25 protein-coding genes are annotated in these 24,632 nt (G+C 60.4%); 8 read left to right on the forward strand and 17 right to left on the reverse strand.

The genetic code is table 11. From position 1 onward, the window contains the following. Positions 1-196: 196 nt before the first annotated feature. Positions 197-1,069: a calcium-binding protein gene (locus SM766_RS01460; protein WP_368946660.1), complete on the forward strand. Its 873-nt coding sequence runs from the start codon at positions 197-199 to the stop codon at positions 1,067-1,069. A 64-nt stretch (positions 1,070-1,133) separates the two neighbouring features. Here the strand turns inward: SM766_RS01460 and SM766_RS01465 are convergent, their stop codons facing one another. The 5 genes from SM766_RS01465 to SM766_RS01485 all read right to left on the reverse strand — a co-directional run bounded on the left by SM766_RS01465 (position 1,134) and on the right by SM766_RS01485 (position 5,752). Continuing rightward, positions 1,134-1,910: an enoyl-CoA hydratase-related protein gene (locus SM766_RS01465; protein ID WP_347509695.1), complete on the reverse strand. Its 777-nt coding sequence runs from the start codon at positions 1,908-1,910 to the stop codon at positions 1,134-1,136. A gap of 114 nt (positions 1,911-2,024) precedes the next feature. Then, a complete protein-coding gene (locus SM766_RS01470) occupies positions 2,025-2,465 on the reverse strand; it encodes a cytochrome c-type biogenesis protein (protein ID WP_274834459.1) in 441 nt (146 codons plus the stop codon). 50 nt (positions 2,466-2,515) lie between these two features. Further along, the gene (locus tag SM766_RS01475; RefSeq protein WP_368946661.1) at positions 2,516-4,483 is read right to left on the reverse strand and encodes a heme lyase CcmF/NrfE family subunit; all 1,968 of its coding nucleotides are present in this window, start codon (positions 4,481-4,483) and stop codon (positions 2,516-2,518) included. A gap of 79 nt (positions 4,484-4,562) precedes the next feature. Continuing rightward, a complete protein-coding gene (locus SM766_RS01480; protein WP_368946662.1) occupies positions 4,563-5,135 on the reverse strand; it encodes a holin family protein in 573 nt (190 codons plus the stop codon). Beyond that, complete coding sequence (locus SM766_RS01485) at positions 5,132-5,752, reverse strand: holin-associated N-acetylmuramidase (RefSeq protein WP_368946663.1); 621 nt, start codon at positions 5,750-5,752, stop codon at positions 5,132-5,134. The genes SM766_RS01480 and SM766_RS01485 overlap by 4 nt, the downstream gene beginning before the upstream one ends. A gap of 199 nt (positions 5,753-5,951) precedes the next feature. Here SM766_RS01485 and asd point away from each other — a divergent pair, with 199 nt between their 5' ends. Continuing rightward, positions 5,952-6,842: an archaetidylserine decarboxylase gene (gene asd, locus SM766_RS01490; RefSeq protein WP_368946664.1), complete on the forward strand. Its 891-nt coding sequence runs from the start codon at positions 5,952-5,954 to the stop codon at positions 6,840-6,842. Positions 6,843-6,845: 3 nt separating this feature from the next. On the opposite strand, the gene SM766_RS01495 is transcribed toward asd, so the two are convergent. Further along, positions 6,846-7,268 (reverse strand): PaaI family thioesterase, encoded by a 423-nt coding sequence (locus SM766_RS01495; protein WP_274828018.1) that lies wholly within the window; start codon positions 7,266-7,268, stop codon positions 6,846-6,848. A gap of 58 nt (positions 7,269-7,326) precedes the next feature. On the opposite strand from SM766_RS01495, the gene SM766_RS01500 reads away from it, so the two are divergent. The 3 genes from SM766_RS01500 (at position 7,327) to gluQRS (ending at position 10,656) form a co-directional block, all read left to right on the forward strand. After that, positions 7,327-8,115: an enoyl-CoA hydratase gene (locus tag SM766_RS01500; protein ID WP_368946665.1), complete on the forward strand. Its 789-nt coding sequence runs from the start codon at positions 7,327-7,329 to the stop codon at positions 8,113-8,115. 339 nt (positions 8,116-8,454) lie between these two features. Next, positions 8,455-9,798: a methylenetetrahydrofolate--tRNA-(uracil(54)-C(5))-methyltransferase (FADH(2)-oxidizing) TrmFO gene (gene trmFO, locus SM766_RS01505; protein WP_368946666.1), complete on the forward strand. Its 1,344-nt coding sequence runs from the start codon at positions 8,455-8,457 to the stop codon at positions 9,796-9,798. 15 nt (positions 9,799-9,813) lie between these two features. Further along, the gene (gene gluQRS, locus SM766_RS01510) at positions 9,814-10,656 is read left to right on the forward strand and encodes a tRNA glutamyl-Q(34) synthetase GluQRS (RefSeq protein ID WP_368946667.1); all 843 of its coding nucleotides are present in this window, start codon (positions 9,814-9,816) and stop codon (positions 10,654-10,656) included. A gap of 6 nt (positions 10,657-10,662) precedes the next feature. Here the strand turns inward: gluQRS and hisI are convergent, their stop codons facing one another. Next, the gene (gene hisI, locus SM766_RS01515) at positions 10,663-11,058 is read right to left on the reverse strand and encodes a phosphoribosyl-AMP cyclohydrolase (protein WP_368946668.1); all 396 of its coding nucleotides are present in this window, start codon (positions 11,056-11,058) and stop codon (positions 10,663-10,665) included. Between the two features lie 58 nt (positions 11,059-11,116). Between hisI and SM766_RS01520 the strand changes: the two genes are divergently transcribed. Beyond that, complete coding sequence (locus SM766_RS01520; protein ID WP_274828013.1) at positions 11,117-11,569, forward strand: iron-sulfur cluster assembly scaffold protein; 453 nt, start codon at positions 11,117-11,119, stop codon at positions 11,567-11,569. A gap of 59 nt (positions 11,570-11,628) precedes the next feature. Further along, on the forward strand, positions 11,629-13,035 hold the full coding sequence (locus SM766_RS01525) for a methyl-accepting chemotaxis protein (protein ID WP_368946669.1): 1,407 nt from the start codon (positions 11,629-11,631) through the stop codon (positions 13,033-13,035). A gap of 256 nt (positions 13,036-13,291) precedes the next feature. Here SM766_RS01525 and SM766_RS01530 read toward each other — a convergent pair whose 3' ends face one another. The 5 genes from SM766_RS01530 to sciP form a co-directional block, all read right to left on the reverse strand. Then, positions 13,292-13,414: a hypothetical protein gene (locus SM766_RS01530; protein ID WP_274831152.1), complete on the reverse strand. Its 123-nt coding sequence runs from the start codon at positions 13,412-13,414 to the stop codon at positions 13,292-13,294. 150 nt (positions 13,415-13,564) lie between these two features. Continuing rightward, positions 13,565-15,655 carry an ATP-dependent DNA helicase RecG gene (gene recG, locus SM766_RS01535; RefSeq protein WP_368946670.1) on the reverse strand — a complete coding sequence of 697 codons (2,091 nt, stop codon included), beginning with the start codon at positions 15,653-15,655 and terminating at the stop codon, positions 13,565-13,567. Next, positions 15,652-17,904: an NAD-dependent DNA ligase LigA gene (gene ligA / locus SM766_RS01540; RefSeq protein WP_368946671.1), complete on the reverse strand. Its 2,253-nt coding sequence runs from the start codon at positions 17,902-17,904 to the stop codon at positions 15,652-15,654. Before ligA ends, recG begins: the two co-directional genes overlap by 4 nt. Before the next feature lie 292 nt (positions 17,905-18,196). Then, positions 18,197-18,922, reverse strand: a complete 726-nt coding sequence (ctrA, locus tag SM766_RS01545; protein ID WP_065273438.1) for a response regulator transcription factor CtrA — start codon at positions 18,920-18,922, stop codon at positions 18,197-18,199. A gap of 172 nt (positions 18,923-19,094) precedes the next feature. Beyond that, a complete protein-coding gene (sciP, locus tag SM766_RS01550; RefSeq protein ID WP_065273437.1) occupies positions 19,095-19,373 on the reverse strand; it encodes a CtrA inhibitor SciP in 279 nt (92 codons plus the stop codon). 147 nt (positions 19,374-19,520) lie between these two features. Between sciP and mnmA the strand changes: the two genes are divergently transcribed. Further along, positions 19,521-20,666: a tRNA 2-thiouridine(34) synthase MnmA gene (gene mnmA / locus SM766_RS01555; protein ID WP_065273436.1), complete on the forward strand. Its 1,146-nt coding sequence runs from the start codon at positions 19,521-19,523 to the stop codon at positions 20,664-20,666. Here mnmA and lpxB read toward each other — a convergent pair. The 5 genes from lpxB to SM766_RS01580 form a co-directional block, all read right to left on the reverse strand. Beyond that, positions 20,663-21,820, reverse strand: coding sequence for a lipid-A-disaccharide synthase (gene lpxB / locus SM766_RS01560; RefSeq protein WP_368946672.1), 1,158 nt, complete (start codon positions 21,818-21,820; stop codon positions 20,663-20,665). The two genes, mnmA and lpxB, sit on opposite strands and share 4 nt — an antisense overlap. Further along, positions 21,817-22,608 (reverse strand): LpxI family protein, encoded by a 792-nt coding sequence (locus tag SM766_RS01565; protein ID WP_065273434.1) that lies wholly within the window; start codon positions 22,606-22,608, stop codon positions 21,817-21,819. The genes lpxB and SM766_RS01565 overlap by 4 nt, the downstream gene beginning before the upstream one ends. A gap of 4 nt (positions 22,609-22,612) precedes the next feature. After that, the gene (gene lpxA, locus SM766_RS01570) at positions 22,613-23,398 is read right to left on the reverse strand and encodes an acyl-ACP--UDP-N-acetylglucosamine O-acyltransferase (RefSeq protein ID WP_274832145.1); all 786 of its coding nucleotides are present in this window, start codon (positions 23,396-23,398) and stop codon (positions 22,613-22,615) included. A gap of 5 nt (positions 23,399-23,403) precedes the next feature. Next, positions 23,404-23,868 (reverse strand): 3-hydroxyacyl-ACP dehydratase FabZ, encoded by a 465-nt coding sequence (fabZ, locus tag SM766_RS01575; protein WP_065273432.1) that lies wholly within the window; start codon positions 23,866-23,868, stop codon positions 23,404-23,406. A gap of 99 nt (positions 23,869-23,967) precedes the next feature. Next, positions 23,968-24,567: an OmpH/Skp family outer membrane protein gene (locus SM766_RS01580; protein ID WP_490363340.1), complete on the reverse strand. Its 600-nt coding sequence runs from the start codon at positions 24,565-24,567 to the stop codon at positions 23,968-23,970. Between the last annotated feature and the right edge of the window lie 65 nt (positions 24,568-24,632).

The raw sequence follows: 24,632 nt of genomic DNA on the forward strand, positions 1-24,632 counted from the left end.
TTGGCACGTTGCAAGAGCCGCTTGCCAAATGCCTTATGCGCAGACCTTTCTGATTGAGCCGCGTACCGACGCGGCACACGTCAATTGTTGCGGGTGCAGAAACTATGGCAAAAGTTTGTTTTCTATTAAAAATTGACAGATTTTTGCCTCAAAGGTAACGTTCCCTTAGTTGTATTAAGAACTTTAGGACGCCCCTATGATTGCTCTTTTCGCGCTTGTTTCTCTTGGCCTTTTTGCCGGGATCATCTTGGACTCCAGCGATGATGGAGACAACATGCCGGATGACGATCTCAGCGAACTGCCCTCCCCCCCGGACAATGGCAATACGACGCCCCCCGGTGATCTGATCGAAGGCGATGGTTCCAGCGAAACATTGACTGGCAGCAACGCAGGCGAATCCATCGCCGGGCGTGCCGGCAATGATGAGATCGACGGCAGAGGAGGAAATGATCGCCTGTTTGGCGATGATGGGAATGACTCGATTCTTGGGGGATCAGGCTTCGATCTGGTCTCGGGAGGCGATGGCAACGACTTGTTGACCGGCGCCGATGGCAATGACACCGTTTTTGGTGGTGAAGGAAACGATGCAATCCTCGAAGGTCGGGGCGCAGATAGCATCAGCGGCGGCGGAGGCAACGACGTTCTATTGACCAGCCGTTTTGATCTGCATCCCTCCGGCGCCATCCGGGCCGATGTCGATACCGGTGGCGATGCCGTGAATGGCGGCGCCGGGGATGATATTATCCTCTTTGGCCACGATGATACCGTAACTGGGGGCGACGGCGCGGATGAATTTTTCGCCGGTCGTTGGCTGGAAACCACCGAGGCTGCCACCATTACTGATTTCGAGCCGGGCGAGGATCAGATCGTTTACGGTTTCAATCCCGAAGACGGCCCGCCGCCGCGGTTTTCAGTCCTCAACCAAGAGAATGAGGACGGCGGCAGCGATGCCATTGTCCTGGCAGACGGGGTCGAGGTCCTGCGGATTCTGGATCAGGATGGACAGTTCAATCCAGACCGCCATATCCGGCTGTTTGCCGATGGCGCTAGCGCGAGACCCACGATCTGATAACTGAAATGAAAAACCCCCGCCGGAATAACCGGCGGGGGCTTCCTGTTGCATAAGGCTGTCTTCAGCGCCCTTCGAACTTGGCTGGGCGTTTTTCCATGAAGGCAGTTACGCCTTCCAGGAAATCGCGGGTCTTGCCGCATTCGCCCTGCAACTGGGCCTCAATCGACAGCTGTTCGGGCAGGCTTTTGTCATAGCTGCCGCGCATCGCGGTCTTGATGGCGCCAAAAGCCTTGGTCGGGCCTTCGGCCAGATAGGCCGCGCGCGCCCGCCAATGGGCGTCGAACTCGGCGTCCGGCACCGCTTCCCAGATCATGCCCCAGTCGCTGGCTTGCTTGGCCGTGATCTTGTCCGCAAACAGGGCCGCGCCCATTGCCTTGGCCAGCCCCATCTGGCGCGGCAGGAACCAGGTACCGCCTGCATCCGGCATCAGGCCGATCCGGGCAAAGGCCTGCAGGAAATAGGCGCTCTCGGTCGCGATCACCACATCGGCTGCTAGCGCCAGATTGGCCCCTGCCCCAGCCACAGGACCGTTGACCGCCGCCATGGTCGGCACCGGGCAATCATAAAGCGCCTCAAGCATCGGCGTGTATTCGTCGCGCAGCGTCCGCTCCAGATCCAGGTCGCCAGAGCCAGAGGCATCGCTCAGATCCTGCCCCGAGCAAAAGGCGCTGCCAGCGCCGGTGAGCACCACAGCGCGTGCCTCGCCCGCGGCCTGTTTCAGGGCATGGGTCAGTTCGGCCCGCATCTGACCAGTCAGCGCGTTCATCTTCGACGGGCGGTTCAGCGTCAGGATCGCCAATCCGTTCTCAAGCGAATATTGGATTTCTTTATAGTCCATCAGAGGGCCTCGTCTGTCGTCTCTCGGGACCCCGCGGCCCAGTGGCGCCGCAGAGCGGATGTGATTTCAGCCATGGTGGCGTAAAGCATTGCGGTCGAAAAGCCGGACCCGGCGTCACTCGTCCATAATTTTCCGCAGCCGGTCTTCTTCCTCGGGGCTCAGCCCGGCCTCTGCTGTTCCGGGCGCCCTGGCCCGTCCACGCAGATACCCGGCGCCAAGACCAAGGGCCAGCAACAGCATCAGCGGACCCGCCGCCCAAAGCAGCCAGTTCGCTCCGGTGGTGGTGGGCCGCAGCAGCACGTATTCACCGTAGCGGTCGACCACGAAATCGATCACCTCGGTATCGCTGTCCCCGGCCACCAGGCGCTCGCGCACCAGAAGCCGCAGATCCCGCGCCAGATCGGCGTTGGATTCATCGATATTCTCGTTGCGGCAGACCAGGCAGCGCAGATCCTTGGAGAGTTCCCGCGCGCGTCCCTCCAAAACCGGATCGGACAGGACCTCATCCGGTTGGACGGCCAGTACTGGCGTCGCAGGCAGCGCGATCACCCCCATGAGGGTGATCACCAGAACCTTGGCAAACCGATTGAGCATAGCCGCGCCCCTCATTCTGCGGGCACCTTGGCCGCGCCAGCGCCCTTGCGGGCTCCGGCCGCCACACGGAAACGCCGGTCGCTGAGGCTCAGCAAACCGCCAAGCGCCATCAACAGACAGCCACCCCAGATCCAGTTGGCCAGCGGTTTGATATAGGTCCGCACGGTCCAGCCGCCATCCGCCTGCTGATCCCCGATCACTACGTAAAGGTCACGCAACAGCCGGTAGTCAATTGCGGCCTCTGTCGTCGGCATCTTCGCCACCGGATAGGTGCGTTTTTCAGGATGCAGCACAGCAACATCCGCGCCATCCTTAAAGATGCTGACGGTGGCCATGGTGGTGAAGTAGTTCGGCCCCCGCGCGCGATCGACCGCATCCAGCACCAGCTCGTACCCGCCGACAGTGAAGGGCTCTCCGATCTTGGCAACGCGGATGTCTTCCTCTTCCCACGCCGTCAGACCGGCAATGGCAAAGATGGTGATCCCCAGCCCTGCATGGGCCACGGCCTTACCCCAGTCGGCGCGCGGCAGGCGCAGCAAGCGCCCAATCTGCCCGACCTTGCCGGTGCGCGACCACAGATCGGCAGCGGCGCCAAAGACCACCCAGGAGCCGATGAACAACCCGATGGGCCCCAGACCCGAGCGGCCCGTCTGCATGGCCCAGGCCAGCACACTCAAGGCAACCGACAGGACCAGCACATAGCGCAAGTACCAGATCGTCTGGCCCAGCTTACCGCGTTTCCACGGCAGCATGGCGCCAACCGGCAGGATCATCCCCAATAGCACCATGAAGGGGGTGAAGGCCGCGTTGAAGAAGGGCGGTCCGACGCTCAGTTTGCGGGCAAAGGCCATTTCGGCCACGATCGGCCAGAGCGTGCCAAAGAACACCACAAAGCAGCTCACGGCCAGCAGGATGTTGTTGGCCACCAGCGCGCCTTCGCGGCTGACGATGCCAAAGACGCCCTTGGCCTGCATCTGCTGGGCCCGCGCCGCGAACAGCGTCAGCGCTCCGCCGGTAAAGAAGGCCAGGATGAATAGAATGAACACGCCGCGTTCCGGATCGTTGGCAAAGGCATGTACCGAGGTCAGCAGCCCCGAGCGTACGATAAAGGTCCCGATCAGCGAGAAGCCAAAGGCGAGGATGGCCAGCAGGATGGTCCAGCTTTTGAGTGACTCACGTTTTTCCACCACGATGGCGGAATGCAGCAGCGCTGCCGCCAGCAGCCAGGGCATGAAGCTGGCGTTTTCCACCGGGTCCCAGAACCAGAAGCCCCCCCAACCCAGCTCGTAATAGGCCCACCAGGATCCCAGCGCGATGCCGATGGTCAGGAAAATCCAGGCGGCCAGCGTCCAGGGCCGCACCCAGCGTCCCCAAGCGGCATCAATGCGCCCCTCGATCAGGGCTGCCACGGCAAAGGAAAACGCCATCGAAAGCCCAACATAGCCGAGGTAAAGGAATGGCGGGTGAAAGGCGAGGCCCGGGTCCTGCAGCAGCGGGTTCAGATCCTGCCCGTCAAACGGCGGCGATACCAGCCGCAAGAACGGGTTTGATGTGAACAGGATGAAGGCAAAGAAGGCAACGCCAATGGCGGCCTGAACCGAAAGAACCCGCGCCTTGAGCGTCTGCGGCAAGCCGCCGCCAAAGACCGAGGCCACTGCGCCGAACAGGCTGACAATCAGCACCCAGAGCAGCATGGAGCCTTCGTGGTTCCCCCAGGTGCCCGAGATCTTGTAAAGCATCGGCTTGGCCGAGTGGCTGTTGAGGGTGACAAGCCGGAGCGAGAAATCCGAAGTCACGAAGGCCCAGACCAGCGCCGCAAAGGCAAAGGCAGTAAAGAAGAACTGCGCCTGTGCCGCAGGTTCGGCGACGGCCATCCAGCCGGGCCAGCGTTTATGGGCGCCGATCATGGGAACAACCATCTGCACGATGGCAACCAGAAAGGCGAGGATGAGGGCGAAGTGACCGAGTTCTGTAATCATACCTCTGTCTATAATCTTTCACCGGGGCGGCGCCAATGGCATTTGGCGCGTCCAGCCGCCGCAGGAGGCGATTGCGCGCTTACTCTGCGGGGTCGGCCTGCGACAGCCTGAGCTGGCTTTGCTTCCATGCCGCCAGCGCCCGGTTTTCAGCTTCCGCACTCGCCGCCAAGCGTCCTTCCTGCTGCATAGAAGGGGCTTCTTGAACGGACGGCACCTCACAACCTTGCAAAGACGCAAAACTTTCTGCGACTTTCGCAAGACTTCGCTGAAACTCCTGGCTTTTGATCTGATGACGCGCGCCAAAATAGAAAGAGACGATAACCCCCAGCAGCCACCACAACGGTTCGGGCACGGCCGCCAGCCCCTGCATCCGGGCTGCAAACCATGAGGGGTTGGCCATTGCGCTCACCATCAGCCCCACTGTCCCGAGCGCCAGCAGCGGCCTTGGCAGCCGGTTGATCCCATCCATCAACCGGTCAAACCCGCTACGCCGTTCAGCGCGGAATTCTGCCGCGAACTGCTGCAGCGCCGCGCCTTGCGCCCGGCTGGCCCGCTCTGCACCGGCCTCCGCGTTTTCACGAAACACCTCAACTGTATTCCGCAACACATTGCGATTGCTACGAAACAGAAAGCGAAACAAACCTGCGATCATGGCTTTTCTCCCTGCCACCGTGCGACCCGCCGGACAAAGGCCTTCCGGTCCATGTGGTATTTGGTGCTGATGAATACCTCGGCGCGCCGGATCCATCCACCCTTGCCGCCCGCGCGGGTCCGGGCGTATTTGCGGCTGGCCGGGCGCCGGTCTGCCAAGTCGAAATAGTAGCTGCGCCGGGCAATGCCGTAGGCGTCGCGCAGGCTGCCGTCATCTACCTGCGCCGCCCGCAGTGCGATCGCCGCAGTATGCGTCCCAATCACCCCATCCACCGCAATGTCGAACCCCATTTCCTGTAGCAGCCCCTGCAATATCCGCACCGCGTTAGCGCCGGAATTGACGTACATATCGAACACCGATGCCTGGAGCGCCTCTGGCAAGCGGGCGATTCCTGGACGTTCGAAATACCAGCGGATGAAGATATCCACCGCCTCTTCGCGGCTCAGCGCCTTCACATCCGTGGCGTCGACCTGCCCATCACCGGTGACATCAATTCCCAGCCGTTTCAGGGTCCCGATCGTGACCCCGTGTTTGGTGGCCCCACCCGGATCACCGGGATCATTCACATAACCGCCTTCGCGCTCGACGATCTCTTCGGCAATCTGTCTGACCTGCATCCGGACACTCTTTGCTGTTTAATGGCAAAGTGTTGCACCAAACAGCTGAGGTCCCGTTGCCCTGGCGTCCGCGCGTGAGGCAACGGTCTGGCCCTGCGGCCCTCCGCCGCCGTTGCATTCCGCTCTTGAGCCTTCTGCGCGCACTCTGCTACCTCATCGCCACGGGCCAGACTGGCCGGACAAGCGACAAGGCGGATAGATGACGAATACTCCGATCAAGGTGGTCGACCGGGCAAGCGGCACGGTTTTCGACGAGGTGATCCTTGGCGAGAAATGGATCCGCTGGGCTTATCAGGACGCAGGCTCCAACCTGCTGGAGCGCGCACTGTTCCGATCCTCTTTGGTCAGCCGCCTGTTCGGGCTGTGGTTCGACTCTCCCCTGTCCCGGCGCAAGATCGCCGCGGTCATCGAGGAACTGTCGATTGACATGGACGAGGCCCGCGATCCGGTCTCCAGCTTTCGCTGCTTTAACGATTTCTTTGTGCGGCACCTGAAACCGGAAACCCGCCCCTATAGCGATGAGCTGAACGACATCGTCTCCCCGGCGGATGGTCGCGTCTTGGTGTTCCCTGAACTGGAGGAGGACGTTTTTGTCCCGGTCAAAGGGCACCCGATGTCGATCCGTACCATGCTGCCCGGCCTGCACGAGCGGTTTCTGGGCGGTGCCCTCGCCATTGTCCGCCTGTGCCCCGCCGATTATCACAGGTATCATTTTCCGACCGCAGGCCAGATTACCGAAACCCGCGACATACCCGGCGCGCTGCATTCGGTGAACCCCATCGCGCTTGGCGCCGGGCCGGATGTTTTTGGTGACAACAAGCGCAGCCTGACCCTGATCGACACGGACACGGCGGGCACCATGTGCTTTGTCGAGGTCGGCGCCTTTGGCGTGGGGTCCATCGTCAACACCCGCACCAGTGGCCGGGTCGAGAAGATGGACGAAAAGGGCTATTTCAAGTTCGGCGGCTCCACCGTCGTCGTGGTCTTTGAACCCGGGAAGGTCCAGTTCAGCGACGATCTGATCACCAACAGTTCCAAAGGCTTGGAGACCCTTGTGAAAGTCGGAGACCCTCTGGCGCGCGCCCTCTGAACCCTATTTTTCCGGCGGGATCGAATAGGTCATGGTGGAGCGCGCCACCATCTTGTCCGAACCTTCCGAATACATATGCACATCGCCCACAGCCAGCGCGCGGCCCAGTTTCAACAGAGTTCCTTTGGCGATCAGATCGACACCCGCCTCGGGCTTGCGCATGAAATCAAGCGAGCAATTGGTGGTCACCGCCAGTGCCTTGCGTCCCAGCCGGGATAGGACCAGCCCGTAGACCGTCACATCAGCCAGCGCGAACATCGAAGGGCCAGACACAGTGCCGCCCGGCCGCAGGTGCCGTTCTGCCGTCAGCAGCCGCATGGTGATCCCTGCCTCGGACAGTTCATCCACGGCGAAATCATCCGCCACCTGCGGAAAGATCTCCGCCATATAGGCGGTCAGCCCCGCCGCATCAAAAGCCAAAGCCATGCTTTTCCTTCTCCCTTGTCCGCCATAGAGTTGCCCCAAACAGGGTCAGGAGGACAAGATGACAATTCTGGAACGTCGCGACGCAAATGCGATCGCACATCTGCGTATGAACGCGCCCGAGCGGCTGAATGCGCTGTCGGATGAGATGCTGGCCGCCCTGCAAGAGCAGATCGATGCCTTGCAAGATGACAGCAGCATCAAGGCCGTTGTGCTCTCTGGCGAGGGCAAGGCCTTTTGCGCCGGGCATGACATTCGGCAGATGACGGCGGGACGGCAGGCCGAGGATGGCGGCAAGGCCTATTTCGAGGGCCTTTTCGCCCGCTGCACCAGCGTGATGATGGGTCTGCAACGCCTGCCGCAGCCGGTGATTGCCCAGGTGCATGGGATTGCGACTGCCGCCGGCTGTCAGCTTGTCGCCTCTTGCGATCTGGCCGTGGCCGCGCAGGGCACCCGGTTCGGCGTCAATGGCGTCAATATCGGTCTGTTCTGCTCAACCCCTATGGTGGCCCTGTCTCGCAATATCCCGCGAAAACACGCCTTTGAGCTGCTGACCACGGGTGAGTTTATGTCCGCCGACCGCGCCGCCGAGCTGGGCCTGATCAACCGCGCCGTGCCCGAAGAGGATCTGGAGGCGGAAACGCTGAAGATGGCAGAAACCATCGCATCAAAACTCGGCTCGGCCGTGAAGATCGGCAAGGAAGCCTATTACCGTCAAATCGAAATGCCCCTGGACGAGGCCTATGCCTATACCAGCGGGGTGATCGTCGAAAACCTGATGCACCAAGACACCATCGAAGGGCTCAACGCCTTTATCGAAAAGCGTCCACCCAACTGGGAAGACAACTGAGTTTTCCGAAAATTTAAAACAAGTTTAGCCTTTGTTTACGATTGACCAGATATTGTTTCCATATCCGGTCTTTCAATAAAGGCAGGATAATGGCAAAGGTTGGGCACCGGTCACAGACCGGTCACAATTTTGGGCCGCTGCGTCGGAAGGTCCCTCCAACCGGGTCTCTCTCCCCGGTCGACATTCCCGCCGCAGTGGCCCCAAAATTCTCCCCTGCACAATACCGGTTCCAATGATCAGCAAACGGGTGCGTTGTCGGCCCCCTTGCATTGCGCGCCATTGCTGCCCCCGACGCATGTCATATTGCGCAATGGCCATCCCTGCCCTATGTGGCACCTCATGACACAAGAATTGCATATCGTGGGCGGCGGCATGGCCGGGTCCGAAGCTGCCTGGCAGGCGGCGAACATGGGCGTAAAGGTCGTGCTGCACGAGATGCGGCCCAAGGTCGAAACCTTTGCCCACCAGACCGGCAACCTGGGTGAGATGGTCTGCTCCAACTCCTTCCGCTCCGATGACGATGAACAGAATGCCGTCGGCCTTCTGCATTGGGAAATGCGCGCCGCCAAGGGTCTGATCATGACCACGGCGGATAAGCATCGCCTGCCCGCAGGCGGCGCCCTGGCGGTGGACCGGGAACCCTTTGCCGAAACCGTGACCGCGCAGCTTAAGAGCCTGCCGAATGTCTCTGTTTCTTATGAAGAAATCACAGAGCTTCCCACCGAAGGTCAGTGGATCTTCGCAACCGGCCCGCTGACCTCCCCCGATCTGGGCAAGGCGATCCAGGCCGAAACCGGCGCCGAGGCGTTGGCGTTCTTCGATGCCATCGCGCCCATCGTCTATGCCGAGAGCATCGACATGTCCAAGGCCTGGATGCAGTCGCGCTATGACAAGGGCGAAACCGAGGAGGAGCGCACCGCTTACCTCAACTGCCCGATGGACAAGGACCAATACGAGGCCTTCATCGACGCGCTGCTCGCCGCCGACAAGACCGAGTTCCACGAGGGCGAAACCGCTGGCTATTTCGACGGCTGCCTGCCGATTGAAGTGATGGCCGAACGCGGCCGCGAAACCCTGCGCCACGGACCGATGAAGCCCGTTGGCCTCACCAACCCGCACCAGCCCGACATCAAGGCACACGCCGTGGTGCAGCTGCGCCGGGACAATGCTTTGGGGACGCTGTTCAACATCGTCGGCTTCCAGACCAAGATGAAATACGGCGCCCAGACCGAGGTGTTCCGGATGATTCCGGGGCTGGAGAATGCCAGTTTCGCTCGGCTTGGCGGTATCCACCGCAATACCTTCCTCAACTCTCCGACCCTTCTGGACAGCCAGATGCGCATGAAATCGCGGCCCAATATCCGCTTTGCCGGGCAGATTACCGGCGTCGAAGGCTACGTGGAAAGCGCCGCCATGGGCCTGCTTGCCGGTCGTCTGGCCGCTGCGGAGATCCTGGGCAAGCCCCTGACCGATGTGCCTCAGGACAGCGCCATGGGCGCGCTGATCCATCACATCACCGGCGGCGCCGAGGCCAAGACGTTCCAGCCGATGAACGTGAACTTTGGCCTGTTCCGCCCGGTGGATGGGCTGAAAGGCGGGCGTCGGGGCCGCAAGGACCGCTACAAGGCCTATACTGACCGGGCCAAAGCCGCCTGGACCGAATGGCTGCAGCAGTTTTCCTGAACCGCGAGGGGCGCAATGACATTTCGCACCCGTTTTGCGCCCTCGCCCACCGGCCCGCTGCACCTGGGCCATGCCTATTCCGCGATCATTGCTCATGACATGGCCCGCGCCGCCGGAGGCGCCTTCCTGCTGCGCATGGAGGACACCGACCTGCAACGGTCGAAACCGGAATGGGACGCGGCCATTATGGAAGATCTGACCTGGCTGGGCCTTCGCTGGGACGAGCCTATTCTGCGCCAGTCAGAGCATCTGAACGACTATAACAAATACCTCGAAACCTTTGAAGGAATGGGGCTTTTATACCCCTGCTCCTGCAGCCGTGCAGATATCCGCGCCGCCCTCTCCGCACCGCAGGAGGGTGTCAGCCACGACGTCTATCCCGGCACCTGCAAGAACCGCCCCATGTCGGATCGCAAACCGGGTGATGCGCTGCGGCTGCATCTTGACCGCGCGCTTTCCCGCCTCAAAGGCCAGAACGTGGTGTTTGAGGAAACCGGCGCGGCGCATAACGGCACACACCATCTGGATCCTGAGCGCGCCCGAAAGGAAATCGGCGATGTCGTTCTGTCCCGTAAAGGCGAAGAGATCATCGCCTATTTCCTGGCCTCGGCGCTGGACGACGTGCATCAGGAGATCACCCATGTGGTACGGGGCGAGGATCTGTTCGACTTCACCCAGCTACAGGTCCTGCTACTGACGCTACTGGAGCTGCCCGTCCCCATCTACCACCATCACCGCCTGATCCGTGACGAGGCAGGCAAGCGCCTCGCCAAACGCGACGATGCCCGAGCCATCGCAAAATACCGCGCCGAGGGCGCAACACCGCAGGACATCCGCCGCATGGTCGGCCTTGGCTGAGCTGCCTCAGACCATGGGCGCCATCAGTTCGACCTCTTCCCCTTCCCGCACAGCGGTATAGAAACAGCTGCGCCGGTTGGTGTGGCAGGCCGGTCCGGTCTGGCGCACGACAGCAAGCAAGCAATCCCGGTCACAATCCAGTCGCAGATCCACCAGCTCCTGCACGTGGCCCGAGCTTTCACCCTTGACCCAGAACGACTGCCGCGAACGCGACCAATAGGTTACCTTGCCCGTCTCAAGCGTGCGTGCAACGCTTTCGGCGTTCATCCAGGCCATCATCAGCACCTCTTTGCTGTCGTGGTCCTGCGCGATACAGGGGATAAGGCCGTTTGCGTCGTAACGCAGGCTTGCGGGATCAAAGGACTGTGTGGTCGCGCTGGACATGGCAAAAACCTTTTGCATCTGAAGCTTCGCTCCCTATGTATGAGGAACTCCACCCAAGGGAAACCCCGAGGCCCGCATGTCCAGCGAAACCGATCTGATCAAACTCTATTCTTCCCGCATTCTGGCCCTTGCGGCGGATATTCCGCATTTGGAGCGTCTGGAAGATCCTGATGTCACAGTGAAAAAACGCTCGCCTCTCTGCGGGTCGACGGTGACCGTCGATCTGAAGGTCGAGGATGGCAAGATCACCGATTTCGGCCAGGACGTGAAAGCCTGCGCCCTGGGGCAAGCCGCGGCATCGGTTGTCGCGGATCACATTATCGGCTGCTCGCTGGAGACGGTGGAAAAGGCCCGCAACCAGCTGAAAGCGATGCTGACCGAAGGTGCCGAACCGCCGCAAGCCCCCTTTGACGAACTTGAGGTATTGGTGCCCGCCCGTGAGTTCAAGAATCGCCATGCTTCGATCATGCTGGCGCTGGATGCGACACATGAGGCGCTTCAGCAAGTTGCTAAGGAAGAGTGTACTTAACGATAATTTTATAACACTTGGGCTACTTGTTGACTGTGAACGAGTAAACGGGTCCCTAAATGCTGCAAAAACAAGACACTCAGGCGCCATCAGTTGCGGACGCCAATCTGAACGATCTTGCCGAAATCTCTTCCCAGCTCGGTTTTGAAATCGTCGACATTGCCGGGTTTCTGGACACGATCGAGAGTAAATCCAAAACCCAACTTGAAGATCTTGACCAATTGGACCGAGGCGCCGAGCGGGTTGTTAGATCGAATGCGCAGGTCATGGAGACCGTGGGCGCCGTCTCTCTATCAACCCAGAAGACGCTGGAGTCAGCCAGAGAATCCGTAGCCCTCGTCCGCGAAAGCAGCGGCCGCAGCCAGGAGGTTGCCGAATGGGTGCAGGATCTCAACAGCCGGACCGAGGACGTCAGCAACACCGTTGACGCTATGCGTAAGGACAACGAGATCATCACTTCGATCGCGGCGCAGGTGAACATTCTGGCCATCAATGCCAAGATCGAAGCGGGCCGCGCAGGCGATGCCGGGCGGGGATTTGCAGTCGTTGCAGAGGCGATCAATGATCTGTCCAAACGCACCCAACGCGCGGCACGGGAGATCAGCACAAATATCGAAACGCTTTACAGCTGGATCCGGACTCTGGACGAAGAGACTGAGACGATATCCAAATCCGCCAAACAAATCCTGGACCGCGCCCGAGATACCGACGCGTCGCTGGCTGGCATTGAAAAAGACGCCCAGAACGTGAACAGCGAAACCGGCCGGATTCTGACCGATGCCACGACCGTGCGCGACGCGATGGAGGCGTGTTTTCCCAACATCAACCGGATCAAGCATTCTGTTCAGAATACCACTGCCGACATTCAAAAGACCCACCACCGTGTTGAAAATCTTATTCTTTCCTCTGAACGTCTTGTTCAGGGCACGGTCGCTCTTGGCGGCCAATCCGGGGACAAGATGTTCATCGCATTTGTCACCGACATGGCGGCCCAGATTGGCAGGCTATTCGAAGAGGGCCTGACCAGCAGCCGGATTTCGCAGGCAGATCTGTTCGACCGGACCTATGTTCCAATCCCCAACACCAATCCGACACAGGTCATGACCCGTTTCACCAAGTTCACCGACAGCGTCCTGCCGCCGCTGCTAGAGGCCGCCCTGGATCTGGATCCGCGCGTGGTCTTTTCCGCAGCAGTGGACGTCAACGGATACCTTCCGACCCACAACAAGAAATTTTCCAAACCGCAAAGCGCAGATCCTGACTGGAACATGGCCAACTGCCGCAACCGGCGGATTTTCGATGATCGTGTCGGGCTCAAGGCCGGACGCAACACAGGTCCCTTCCTGATGCAGGTTTACCGGCGCGACATGGGCGGCGGCGACTTCGTCATGATGAAGGACCTGTCGGCGCCCATTACCGTGGGCGGTCGCCATTGGGGTGGTCTGCGGATGGCCTTTACGACCTGAAGCCCAATTACACGGATCCCAGAAACAGACGAAAACCCCGCGCAACTAAATATTTACGCAATAAAAAAAGCCGCCACACATCCGGGCAGATGGTGGCGGCAACTCTGGTTCTTCATGCGGGACGGGTCACGCTTTCCGGCAATCAGGCAAGGCCGGACGGGGATGGGTACAGGCAGGTGTTCCCCTCATCGGTTCGGGACAGGATGCAGTGCGACCACCATGAAGAGCCAAGATCGAATTCAGGATTGTGTCAGGCTTAGAAAGATCCCGGAAGGTGCAGCGCCGCCACCAGCATGACCGTAAGGGCGCCCGCACCAATCGCGTCCTGCAGCAGGGTGGATTGGGCGTTTTGAAGGGTCGTTTTCAACTGTGCAATCATTATCGTTCCTCCGGTCTGTTCGCTGTGTTTGCGCTTGGGCGCGTTCTTGTTGCCTCTTTGTTCTCATGTTGCGAACGGCAAGTAAAGAACTTTATGAGAACATTTGCGAACTTTTTGGAACAAAACCGATTTCAATAGGAACGAAACAGGTTAACCCACTGAAATTAAACGGAACGCCTGATCCTGCTTCATCAACCACAGCAGAACGCGTGCGGCCTGCCCCCGGGGGCCGGTCAGATCGGGGTCTTTGGCCAGCAATGCGCGCGCATCGCTTTGCGCTACGGCCATCAATGGTGCCTGCCGTTCCAGATCGGCAATCCTGAACCGCGGCAGACCGGATTGGGCTGTGCCGATCATGTCACCGGCACCGCGCATCTCCAGATCGGTTTCGGAAATGCGAAAGCCATCCTCGGTTTCGCGCAGCACCTCCAGCCGTCGGCGGCCTCCCTCGCTCAGCGGTGGCTGGTACATCAACAGGCAGGTGGATTCGGCGCTGCCACGGCCGACCCGCCCCCGCAGCTGGTGCAACTGTGCGAGGCCAAAGATTTCGGCCCGTTCGATCACCATGATCGAGGCATTGGGCACGTTGACGCCCACCTCGATCACCGTGGTCGCCACCAGAACCTTGGTCTCACCGCTTTGAAAGGCAGCCATGGCCGCATCTTTTTCCCCAACCGGCATCTGCCCATGCACGAGACCCACCACGCCTTCGCCAAGGGCGGCGCGCAAGAGCTTGAACCGTTCTTCTGCAGCGGTCAGGTCCATGACCTCGGATTCGCCGACCAAGGGGCACACCCAGTAGCACTGCCGCCCTTCCTCAATGGCGTGGCGCAGGTGGCTGACAATCTCTTCGGTCCGTTCCGTGCTGATCACAGCCGTCTTGACCGGCTTGCGGCCCGGGGGTTTCTCATCCAGCACCGAAACATCCATATCGCCGTATTGGGCCAGAGCCAGTGAGCGTGGAATGGGAGTCGCGGTCATCACCAGAACATCGGCGCCCATGCCCTTTTCTGCCAGTTCCATACGTTGACGAACGCCGAACCGATGCTGTTCATCTACGATGGCCAACCGCAAATCTGCAAAATGAACATCCTGCTGGAAAACCGCATGGGTCCCGACCAGAATCTGGATATCACCTCGCTGTAGCGCTGCAAGCTTGGCCTTGCGCTCGGCGCCCTTGTCGCGGCCGGTCAACAGTTCCAGAACCACGCCTGCTTCTTCGGCCAGGGGGCGCAGCCCGTCGTAATGCTGCTGCGCGAGGATGCTGGTCGGGGCCATCATCACGCCCTGCCCGCCTGCCTCAACCGCAACCAGAAGCGCCATCAGCGCCACCAGCGTCTTGCCCGCGCCCACATCGCCCTGCAGCAGCCGGTTCATCCGCCTGTCCGAGGCCATATCGGCGGATATTTCCTCGATCGCGCGGGTCTGCGCCCCCGTGGGGCGATAAGGCAACGCCGACAGGACACGGGACTGCAAACGCCCGGTGGCCTGACTCTGGATGCCACGGGATTTGCGTTCGGATTGCCGGGCCAGCGCCAGCGTCAGCTGATGCGCGAACAGCTCATCATAGGCCAGACGCGCCCGCGCCGGAGCATCAGGCGACAGATCCTCCTGTCCTTGTGGCTCATGCGCCGTGGTGATCGCCTCGTCCCATGAAGGCCAGGCTTCGCGTTTGACTTGCTCGGGGTCGATCCATTCGGGTAGTTCCGGCGCCAGATCCAATGCGCCGCGCAGCGCCTTGAACATGGTTTTCTGCGACACCCCATGGGTCAAGTGATAGACTGGCTCGAACTCGGGGATCGTCGCGGCCTCTTCGACTGGCACCATGTGATCGGGATGCACCATCTGCGCGATACCGTCGAACAGCTCCAGCTTGCCCGACACCAGACGGCGCGATCCCTCGGGGCACTGCGCCTCCAGGTAACGGCTGCGTCCGTGAAAGAACACCAACTGAAAATCCGTCTCCGCATCCGTCACCGTAATGCGGTAGGCGCCCCCGCGATTGCGCGGCGGCCTATGGGCGCCGATGGTGACTTCAACCGTGGCAACGGTCGGCAGCTCCAACCCGGAAACCGTATCGCGACGACGGCGATCCTGTACCGAGTATGGCAATGAAAACAACAGGTCACGCGGCGTTTCTATATGGATCTGCTCCAGGTTTTGGGCCGTCTTCGGCCCAATCCCTGGCAGTTTTTCCAGCCCTGAAAACAGGGGAAACAGGATCTCGGGACGCCCGCTCATGACTGTTCTATCAGCTCCAGCCAGCTGTCTTCATCCAGAACCTTGATCCCAAGATCTGCCGCCTTGGTTGCCTTGGACCCGGCGCCGGGCCCCGCCACAAGGATATCGGTTTTCTTGGAGACCGAGCCGGAGACCTTTGCCCCCAGCGCCTCAGCCCGCGCTTTGGCCTCGGCCCGTGTCATCTTTTCCAGCGTTCCGGTGAAGACCACCGTTTTGCCGGACACCGGGCTTTCGGCCGCGGGCGCATCGGGCGGGATAATCGTCAGATGTGCGGTCAGCCGGTCAATCGCGGCGCGTTCCTCGGGGTTGGCAAGCGCGTCGGACAGAGACAGGGCCAGAATGGGACCCATCCCGTCCGCGCCAACCAGATCGTCCCAGGCCGCCTGCGCTGCCTCGGGCACGTCGCAAGCGCTGACCGCAGCGGCGCGGGTGTCAGTGATCCGGGCGCGGCGCCCTTCCTCGGCGGCGGCGATGCGTTCGGCCTCTTCCGCCTCATCCGCCGCCCGATGCGCCAGCGCCGCCGGACGCGCGGTATCAAGCGCCGAAACCAGCTCTTCCCAACCGCCGTAATGCAGCGCCAGATCGCGGCCACCGACCTCGCCGACGTGGCGAATACCAAGGGCAAAGATGAACTTGGCCAATGGGATTTGTCTTTTGTCGTCGATGGCATCAAACAGGTTCGTGGCCGATTTTTCGCCCCAGCCTTCGCGATTTTTCAGCTGCTGCATGCCAGAGCCAAAGCGATCCCGCAGAGTGAAGATGTCGGCAGGTTCGCGGATCCATTCGTCGCCGTAGAATTGTTCGACCTGCTTGTTGCCAAGGCCATCGATATCGAAGGCGGCGCGGGAAACGAAATGTTTCATTTTTTCAACAGCTTGCGCCGGACAGATAAGGCCGCCAGTGCAGCGACGCACCGCGTCGCCCTCTTCCCTGATCGCATCGGATCCGCATTCCGGGCAGATATGCGGGAAGGCATACGGCTCTGCACCCTCGGGCCGCTTGGTGAGGTCCACATCCGCCACCTTGGGGATCACATCACCAGCGCGGTAGATCTGCACCCAGTCGCCGATGCGGATGTCCTTGCCGCCACGGATTTCTTCGCCTTTGGAGTCAAAGCCGCGAATGTAATCCTCGTTGTGCAGGGTTGCGTTCGAGACAACCACCCCACCGACGGTCACGGGGGTCAGCCGCGCAACGGGACTGAGCGCACCGGTGCGGCCAACCTGGATGTCGATGGCTTCAAGCCGGGTCCAGGCCAGTTCGGCGGGAAACTTATGCGCAATCGCCCAGCGTGGCGTGGTGGAGCGGAAACCCAGCCGCCCCTGCAGCGCCATGTCATTCACCTTGTAAACGACACCGTCGATATCGTAGCCCAGCGTGGCCCGCTGTTCCTCGATGCTCCGGTAATGCGCGATCATCTCGTCCACAGTGGGGCACAGCCTGGTCAGGGGATTGATGGTAAAGCCAAAGCTTTCCAATCGTTTCATCGCCTCGAACTGCGTTTCCGCAAGAGGTTCAGAGAGCTCGCCCCAGCTATAGGCAAAGAACTGCAAAGGGCGGGAGCGGGTAATTTCCGGATCCAGCTGACGCAAGGACCCTGCCGCCGCGTTGCGCGGGTTGGCAAATGTCTTGCCGCCGCGTTCTTCCTGCCGGGCGTTCAGGGCGGCAAAAGCCTCATGGCTCATGTAGACTTCGCCGCGCACCTCCAGCACTGCGGGCGCATCTGCGATCTGCTGCGGAATATCGGCGATGGTGCGGGCGTTTTCGGTGACGTTCTCGCCCACCGATCCATCACCGCGGGTGGCGGCCTGTATCAGCACACCGTTTTCATAGCGCAGAGAAAGAGACAGACCATCGATTTTTGGCTCGGCGGTAAAGCTGAGCGGAGTATCCTCGGACTGACCCAGGTATTTTCGAATACTGCGGGCAAAATCTTCTACATCACTGTCTTCAAACGCATTTCCCAGCGACAACATCGGCACGCTATGCGCCACCTTGCCAAAGCCAGAGGCTGCGGGCGCCCCTACGGTATTCAGCTGAGACGCCTCGTCCTTCAACGCCGGAAATGCTTCCGTCAAAGCAACATACCGCCGCTTCGCCGCATCGTATTCGGCGTCCGAAATGATCGGCGCATCTTCCTGGTGATACGCAAGATCGGCGGTTTGCAGTTTCTCCTGCAAGGCCAGGAATTCCTGGCGGGCGTCTTCTTTGGAAAGACTCTTCGGATCGCTGTCTTGGCTTTGTGTCACGCGTTTGCCCCGTCTTGCTTCAGACTAGGTGATAGGCCGCAGAACCTGCCACGTCCAGAGAAGCAAGAGGGCTTTGGCGTCCCATCAAACACAAAAAATCCCGCCGCAGCGGGTTGAGCCAAGGCCCGTACAGAACCTTACTCACGAAAATCAAAATTGGCGTGGCGCGCACATGGTAAATGGCGCAGCCACATGGTTAACGACACACGCCTTTGGTTAACAGCACATGCCATTATGATTGGGGGCAGATATCCGCCCCCAACAAAGAGTTACAATTCGAATGGGTCGCCGATCAGGCGCCGACTGCCATCCGTTGTTCGGCACCGCCACCGAGTTGATCGTCCTGCGGATCGCGCAGCACATAGCCCCGGCCCCAGACCGTTTCGATGTAGTTTTCACCGCCTGTTGCAGTGCTGAGTTTCTTTCTCAGCTTGCAGATGAAAACGTCGATGATTTTCAGTTCGGGCTCGTCCATCCCGCCATAAAGGTGGTTCAGGAACATTTCCTTGGTCAGGGTGGTCCCTTTCCGCAGGCTGAGCAATTCCAGCATCTGGTATTCTTTGCCGGTCAGGTGAACGGCCTTGCCGTCAACCTCAACGGTTTTTGCATCCAGATTAACCGAGATCTTGCCGGTCTTAATGATCGACTGGGAGTGACCTTTGGAGCGGCGAATGATCGCGTGGATCCGTGCCACCAGTTCCTCACGGTGGAACGGCTTGGTCAGGTAATCATCAGCGCCGAAACCGAAGCCTTTGATTTTATTGTCTGTATCATCAGCACCAGACAGGATGAGAATGGGCGTCTCAATACGTGCCATGCGCAATTGGCGCAGCACTTCGTGCCCGTTCATGTCCGGCAGTCCCAGATCCAAAAGGATCAGATCGTAATCGTAAAGCTTCGCCAGATCGATGCCTTCCTCGCCCAGATCCGTCGTATAGACGTTCAGGTTGGCATGGGTCAGCATCAACTCAATGCTTTTTGCAGTTGTAGGATCATCCTCAACAAGAAGAATGCGCATGTTCGTTTTCTCCGCCTGTATCCTGTTTCCCTCAGGTCGCTGTTAACCTTGCTGGAAAATAGTTAATGCCCCGTTACCATGATCGTTAAAACTCAACATCAAATCAACCGTTCGGTGTTGTTTTAGCACAAAATGGCACTGGGTAGGCGGAGCAAAAGGTTAGTATTAAGCACTAAGGCTTACGAAATTTCTTCAATTGGGTGGTTTTCAACGCTTCTTCGCCGTGATCGGCAACCGCAGCAACCCAGCTGCGGAATTCTTCTTCACTGAGACCATAAAGACGCAGTGCTTCCCCTTGTGGCAGCAATCCATAAAGAACGCCCCTCACCACCGAGGCCTTGCGCGAGGCAACCCAGCGTTTTGTCGTTTTGGGCGGAAGGTCTGCACGGGTCATAACGGAGCCGTCCGGCAAGGTCACAGCCCGTGGTCCATCTACTTTTTTCAAGAACATTGCTTTATCCTTGTGAGGATCTGCGTAATTAGCTTCGTGAGCAGGTTTCCCCCATTGTCCTTAATGGCGCGTGAACCACACACTTGAGAGTCGTTAGGATTTTCCTATATTCTGCAACGCCTTTCCCTTGAACTAAGGAGTCGCCCTATGGCGCTGGATACCGATGGCCCGCTGAATTCGCTTGGCTTTGCCAAACCGCCCTCGGAAACGCGGGTGGTTGTTGCCATGTCCGGCGGCGTCGACAGCTCTGTTGTTGCTGCATATTTGGCCGATCAGGGCTATGATGTGGTGGGCGTCACGCTGCAGCTTTACGACCACGGCGCGGCCCTAGCCAAGAAGGGCGCATGCTGCGCTGGGATCGACATTCACGATGCGCGGCGAGTCGCCGAAGAGCGCGGATTCCCGCACTATGTTCTCGACTATGAGAACATTTTTAAGGATGCGGTTATCGATGAATTTGCCGACAGCTATCTGGCCGGGGCGACGCCAGTGCCCTGCATCCGCTGCAATGAACGGGTCAAATTCAAGGATCTTCTGGAGACAGCAAAGGATCTGGAGGCCGATTGCATGGCGACGGGTCACTATATCCAGCGCAAGATGGGCCCTAACGGCCCCGAGCTGCATTCGGCCGAGGATGCCAACCGGGATCAGAGCTATTTCCTTTTTTCAACAACGCCGGAACAGCTGGACTATCTGCGCTTTCCGCTAGGGCATCTGCCCTCCAAGGATGCCACCCGCGAGATGGCCTCCCGCTACGGCCTTGCGGTCGCCGACAAACCCGACAGTCAGGACATCTGTTTCGTGCCCGATGGCAACTATGCCAGCGTGATCGAGAAACTGCGCCCCGGCGCGGCTGATCCGGGCGAGATCGTTCATGCGGACGGACGCGTTCTGGGCCAGCACACCGGGGTAATTCACTATACCATCGGCCAGCGCCGCGGCCTGGGCATCGGTGGCCTCAGCGAGCCGCTCTATGTGGTGCGGCTTGATGTGGACAAGAAACAGGTGGTCGTCGGCCCCAAGGACATGCTGGCCACCCGAATCGTGCCTGTGCGGGAAATCAACTGGCTGGGCGACGAACCCTTTACCAGTCGGAAGGAATGGCATGTCGCGGTGAAAGTCCGCTCGACCCGCCCCCCGCGTGAGGCGATTATCCGTCCGCTGTCCGAAACCACGGCCGAGGTTGAGCTGTTGACGCCCGAAGAAGGCGTATCGCCCGGACAGGCCTGCGTTTTCTACGACACCGAAAGTAGCCGCATCTTTGGCGGCGGCTGGATCTGGCGCGGCTACTAAAGGCGCGCCAGAACCGCGCGGGCGGCGCGCAGGCCCGGAGCCTCCCCGCCCTCGCCCAGACGCTCCATGGTGAGCCACATGGCTTCCTGCTGCGCCTCAGGGTTGGCACGGACATCTGCCAGCGCCCCGGCGATCCGCGACGGGGTGCAATCTGGCCCAAGGCATTCCGGCACAACGCGGGTCTCGCTCACCAGATTGACGAGTGTGACCGTATCGATCAGGGCCATGCGCTTCATGATCTGCCAGGTCAGCCATTGGAAGCGATAGGCGATCACCATGGGCGTGCGCGCGGCGGCTAGCTCCAGCGACACGGTGCCCGAAGCGGCAAGCGCCAGATCCGCCGCGGCAAAGGCCGCTCGTTTGCGCGCCTCGGCAACAGCCGGGTCAAGACCGGTCGGGTCGAGCAACACAGTGCCCTGTGGCCAATCTTTGGCGTGCTGGCGCACCAATTCAGCCACCGGACCGGCGGTCGGTACCACGATTCGGTATTGGGGGTAGGCCGCCGCGAAATCCCCCAGCGCCGCGCCAAAGACGGGCGCCAAGCGCCCCACTTCTGACCGTCGTGATCCCGGCAGGGCCAATAGGATCGGCGCCTCGCCAAGGTCGCAGGTCTGGCGCAACGCGGCGATTTCCTCTGCCGTCGCCTTTGGCTCTGCTACTACGGGATGGCCGACAAAATCGCAGTCCATCCCGGCAGCTTCCATATAGGGCGGCTCGAACGGCAGCAGCGCCAACACGTGATCGATGCAGGAGGCCATCTTCTGCGCCCGGCCCGGTCGCCAGGCCCAGACGGACGGTGCCACGTAATGCACGGTACGGATGTCGCTGCCCTGTTTCACCAGCCGCGCCACGCGCAGCGAGAAATCCGGGCTGTCGATGGTGATCAGTACATCAGGCTGCATGGCGATCACCGCATCGGCGGTTTCACGGATACGGCGTTTCAGATGGCGGTATTTCGGCAGAACCTCGGCCAGGCCCATGACGGACAGCTCGTCCATCGGAAACCGGGACTGCAGCCCTTGCTCAGCCATCAGGGTACCGCCAATCCCTTCAAATGAAACATCGGGCGCTAGCGTTTTCAGCCCTTCCATCAGGGCCGCGCCCAGCCGATCCCCCGAAGGCTCCCCGGCCAGGATAAAGACCCGGAGGCTCATGCCGCGTCGCGCAGCCACAGGAACAGGCCCAGACGGTCACAGGTGGCAATCACCGCCTCCTGCTCCAGCACGATCACGCCTCCGGCCTCCAGCACGATGCCGGACAGACCGGCTGCTGCGGCCTTTTCCACCGTGGCAGGGCCAATGGTGGGCAGATCGGCGCGCCGGTCCTGTCCTGTCTTCGGCGCCTTGACCATCACTCCGCCCTGCCCGTCCGGACGGCGGATCAAGGTTTCCAGCATCCAGTCGGTGCCAAAGACCGTTTCCACGGCAACCGCTTGCCGCGACCGCACCGCGCAGGACTGGCCAATGTCAGCCGCGCTCATCGCGGCAACGATTTCTGTTCCCCGGGCCGCGTCTGCCTTGTCGAGCTCACCTGGCTGAATACGGGTCGGCACCCCTGGCTGCATCAATAGATCCGGCGCCACATCATGCGCAGCCCGTACCGCAAAGCCTGCTGACTCAAACAGCTCCATGATCGCCCGCAATGCGCCGTCATCCCCGGCGCCAAGCGCAGCCTGCAACACCGGCACCATCGGCAGGGTTTCGGCATCGATAGCCGCAGGATCAATGGCCGGGCGCGACACGGCCCCCGCCAGGCAAATCTCCGTTACGCCTGCGGACGTCAGCCGGGCGAGGAAACTGCCCAGCTGTTCCAGCCGAAAGGTAATTTCCGGATCAAGCGCATCCGGCTCGGACCCCGCCATGGCGCAGACCAGCGGTCGTTCGGACAGGCGATTGCAGATTTCAAGCGGCAGCGCACCGCGCCCCGCGATCAGAGCGATCATGCGATCATCCCCCTGGTGTCAAAAACGACCGGTCGCTTGCACCGGTGATAAAGGCGATGATTTCCTGCACATAAGCGCTGTCGGTTTCCTCACCAAGGCGCCGGGCGCGTTCCTGAAAGGTGCCCTCCCCCTGTGCCAGCATCTGGAAGGCGGCGCGCAGGGCGGTGATATCTGCCCGCGACACACCGCGGCGTTTCAGGCCGACCAGGTTAAGCCCGTCCAGCTCTCCGCGCGGGGCCTGTACCAGCCCGTAGGGGATCACATCATTTGTGACCATGGTCACCGCGCCGATGATAGCGCCGCGCCCAATACGCACCCATTGGTGGATACCCGAAAGACCACCGATGATCACATCATCCTCGATCACGCAATGACCTGCGACGGCGGCAGAATTGACCACGATCACCCGATCCCCGATCTGCGCGTCATGGGCAATGTGGCAACCGGCCATGAACAAGCCATCATCGCCGATCCGGGTCACCCCGCCGCCACCTTCGGTACCGGCATTGATGGTCACATGTTCACGGATCCGGTTGCGCGCACCGATCACGGTCCGGCTTTTCTCTCCCTTGAACTTCAGATCCTGCGGAATCTCACCGATCACTGCGAAGGAGAACACCGTCGTCTCTGCGCCGATCTCGGTTTCGCCAGTGACCACCACATGGGATTTCAGAACCACCCCTTCGCCAAGGGTGACGTCAGCGCCGACCATGCAGAACGGGCCGATTTCGCAGCCCTCACCAATGGTGGCGCCCGGTTCGATCACCGCCGACGGATGGATCTGGCTCATCGCGATCAATCCTTCTGAATGTCGACCATGGCCGAGAATTCAGCCTCGGCAGCGGTTTCGCCATCGACCGAGGCAACGCCCTTGAACTTGAAGATCTTGCCACCTTTCTTCCCGCGCAGGGTTTCGACATGCATGTCCAGGACGTCGCCCGGGATCACCTTGCGGCGGAATTTGCACTTGTCGATATTCATGAAGTAGATCAGCAGGTCGGTATCGACCATATCCATGCCCACACCCAGCATGACGCCGGCGGTTTGCGCCATCGCCTCGACGATGGTCACGCCCGGCATGATCGGCGTGCCGGGGAAGTGGCCCTGAAAATGCGGTTCGTTCATGGTGACGTTCTTGATCCCATGCGCCGAGGTGTAACCGTCGATTTCGATCACTTTGTCGACCAGCAGGAACGGGTAACGATGCGGCAGAATGCGCTGGATCAGATGAATATCGGCACTTTTCAGATCGGCGGTCATGGCGGGTATCCCGTTTTTTTATATGTCCTGCGTCACTACCAAGCGGGAACGGTCTGAGCAAGCGCACCGCGCCGATGTCAGGCACCGGTCAGACCTGTTTCACTGGTCAGACGACTGGCTTTCAAGGTCTGCCCCGTCTCCCAGAACGGCATCGATGCGCGTGATCGCAAGATCCGTCACATCCGCGGCCTCAGAGCTGAGGAAAACCGAAGAGTTATCCAGAATGGCACCGGCGCCGCTGTCACGCATGATCCCCTGAAGGATAGGCAAAGAGGCCACAAAGAACTCCCGGCGGGCTGTTTCGCCCATTTGAGTGATCTCGCGCAGTTTCTGATCCTGCGTGCGCCGGGTCTCCTGCACCTTTTTGTCAAAGGCATCCGCAAGCGTGCGAAACGCCTCGGGCTCCATAGAGGGCCGCCGCTGAGTCAGGTCCTGCTCTTCGGCGCGCAGCTCTGCTTCGATACGGCGGTTCTCGGCGGTGAGCACGGCACCTTCGCCTTCCAGCTCACGCGTGACGCGCTGGCCAAAGGCGCTTTCGGAGAAGAGACGGTCAGGCTGGATCGTCAGAATGCCACTTTGCGGCGCGCCAATCTGCATTTCCTGGCCGAGAGACAGATTGAAAGGCGCGGGTGTTCCAATAGCCGTTGACTGGGCCAAAGCTGTTCCAGCGGTCAAAGGCAGGCACAGCGCCAGGCCCATAACAAGCCCCCGGCGCGCCTGATAAAGGGGCGCCGACCAGCCGGTCGGCGCCCTCTTTGTTATAC

The sequence above is a fragment of the Pseudophaeobacter sp. A-200-2 genome (assembly GCF_041008815.1).
Classification (GTDB): domain Bacteria; phylum Pseudomonadota; class Alphaproteobacteria; order Rhodobacterales; family Rhodobacteraceae; genus Phycobacter; species Phycobacter gallaeciensis_A.

Coding starts and splice junctions, on each gene's coding strand:
- SM766_RS01500 (WP_368946665.1), top strand. CDS start 7,327: ATGACAATTCTGGAACGTCGCGACGCAAATGCGATCGCACATCTGCGT.
- SM766_RS01580 (WP_490363340.1), bottom strand. CDS start 24,567: ATGGGCCTGGCGCTGTGCCTGCCTTTGACCGCTGGAACAGCTTTGGCC.
- SM766_RS01475 (WP_368946661.1), bottom strand. CDS start 4,483: ATGATTACAGAACTCGGTCACTTCGCCCTCATCCTCGCCTTTCTGGTT.
- gluQRS (WP_368946667.1), top strand. CDS start 9,814: ATGACATTTCGCACCCGTTTTGCGCCCTCGCCCACCGGCCCGCTGCAC.
- trmFO (WP_368946666.1), top strand. CDS start 8,455: ATGACACAAGAATTGCATATCGTGGGCGGCGGCATGGCCGGGTCCGAA.
- SM766_RS01460 (WP_368946660.1), top strand. CDS start 197: ATGATTGCTCTTTTCGCGCTTGTTTCTCTTGGCCTTTTTGCCGGGATC.
- ctrA (WP_065273438.1), bottom strand. CDS start 18,922: ATGCGCATTCTTCTTGTTGAGGATGATCCTACAACTGCAAAAAGCATT.
- sciP (WP_065273437.1), bottom strand. CDS start 19,373: ATGTTCTTGAAAAAAGTAGATGGACCACGGGCTGTGACCTTGCCGGAC.
- lpxA (WP_274832145.1), bottom strand. CDS start 23,398: ATGAGCCAGATCCATCCGTCGGCGGTGATCGAACCGGGCGCCACCATT.
- SM766_RS01530 (WP_274831152.1), bottom strand. CDS start 13,414: ATGATTGCACAGTTGAAAACGACCCTTCAAAACGCCCAATCCACCCTG.
- SM766_RS01470 (WP_274834459.1), bottom strand. CDS start 2,465: ATGGGGGTGATCGCGCTGCCTGCGACGCCAGTACTGGCCGTCCAACCG.
- recG (WP_368946670.1), bottom strand. CDS start 15,655: ATGAGCGGGCGTCCCGAGATCCTGTTTCCCCTGTTTTCAGGGCTGGAA.
- SM766_RS01485 (WP_368946663.1), bottom strand. CDS start 5,752: ATGCAGGTCAGACAGATTGCCGAAGAGATCGTCGAGCGCGAAGGCGGT.
- SM766_RS01465 (WP_347509695.1), bottom strand. CDS start 1,910: ATGGACTATAAAGAAATCCAATATTCGCTTGAGAACGGATTGGCGATC.
- SM766_RS01520 (WP_274828013.1), top strand. CDS start 11,117: ATGTCCAGCGAAACCGATCTGATCAAACTCTATTCTTCCCGCATTCTG.
- fabZ (WP_065273432.1), bottom strand. CDS start 23,868: ATGACCGCCGATCTGAAAAGTGCCGATATTCATCTGATCCAGCGCATT.
- SM766_RS01480 (WP_368946662.1), bottom strand. CDS start 5,135: ATGATCGCAGGTTTGTTTCGCTTTCTGTTTCGTAGCAATCGCAATGTG.
- asd (WP_368946664.1), top strand. CDS start 5,952: ATGACGAATACTCCGATCAAGGTGGTCGACCGGGCAAGCGGCACGGTT.
- SM766_RS01525 (WP_368946669.1), top strand. CDS start 11,629: ATGCTGCAAAAACAAGACACTCAGGCGCCATCAGTTGCGGACGCCAAT.
- SM766_RS01495 (WP_274828018.1), bottom strand. CDS start 7,268: ATGGCTTTGGCTTTTGATGCGGCGGGGCTGACCGCCTATATGGCGGAG.
- hisI (WP_368946668.1), bottom strand. CDS start 11,058: ATGCAAAAGGTTTTTGCCATGTCCAGCGCGACCACACAGTCCTTTGAT.
- lpxB (WP_368946672.1), bottom strand. CDS start 21,820: ATGAGCCTCCGGGTCTTTATCCTGGCCGGGGAGCCTTCGGGGGATCGG.
- SM766_RS01565 (WP_065273434.1), bottom strand. CDS start 22,608: ATGATCGCTCTGATCGCGGGGCGCGGTGCGCTGCCGCTTGAAATCTGC.
- mnmA (WP_065273436.1), top strand. CDS start 19,521: ATGGCGCTGGATACCGATGGCCCGCTGAATTCGCTTGGCTTTGCCAAA.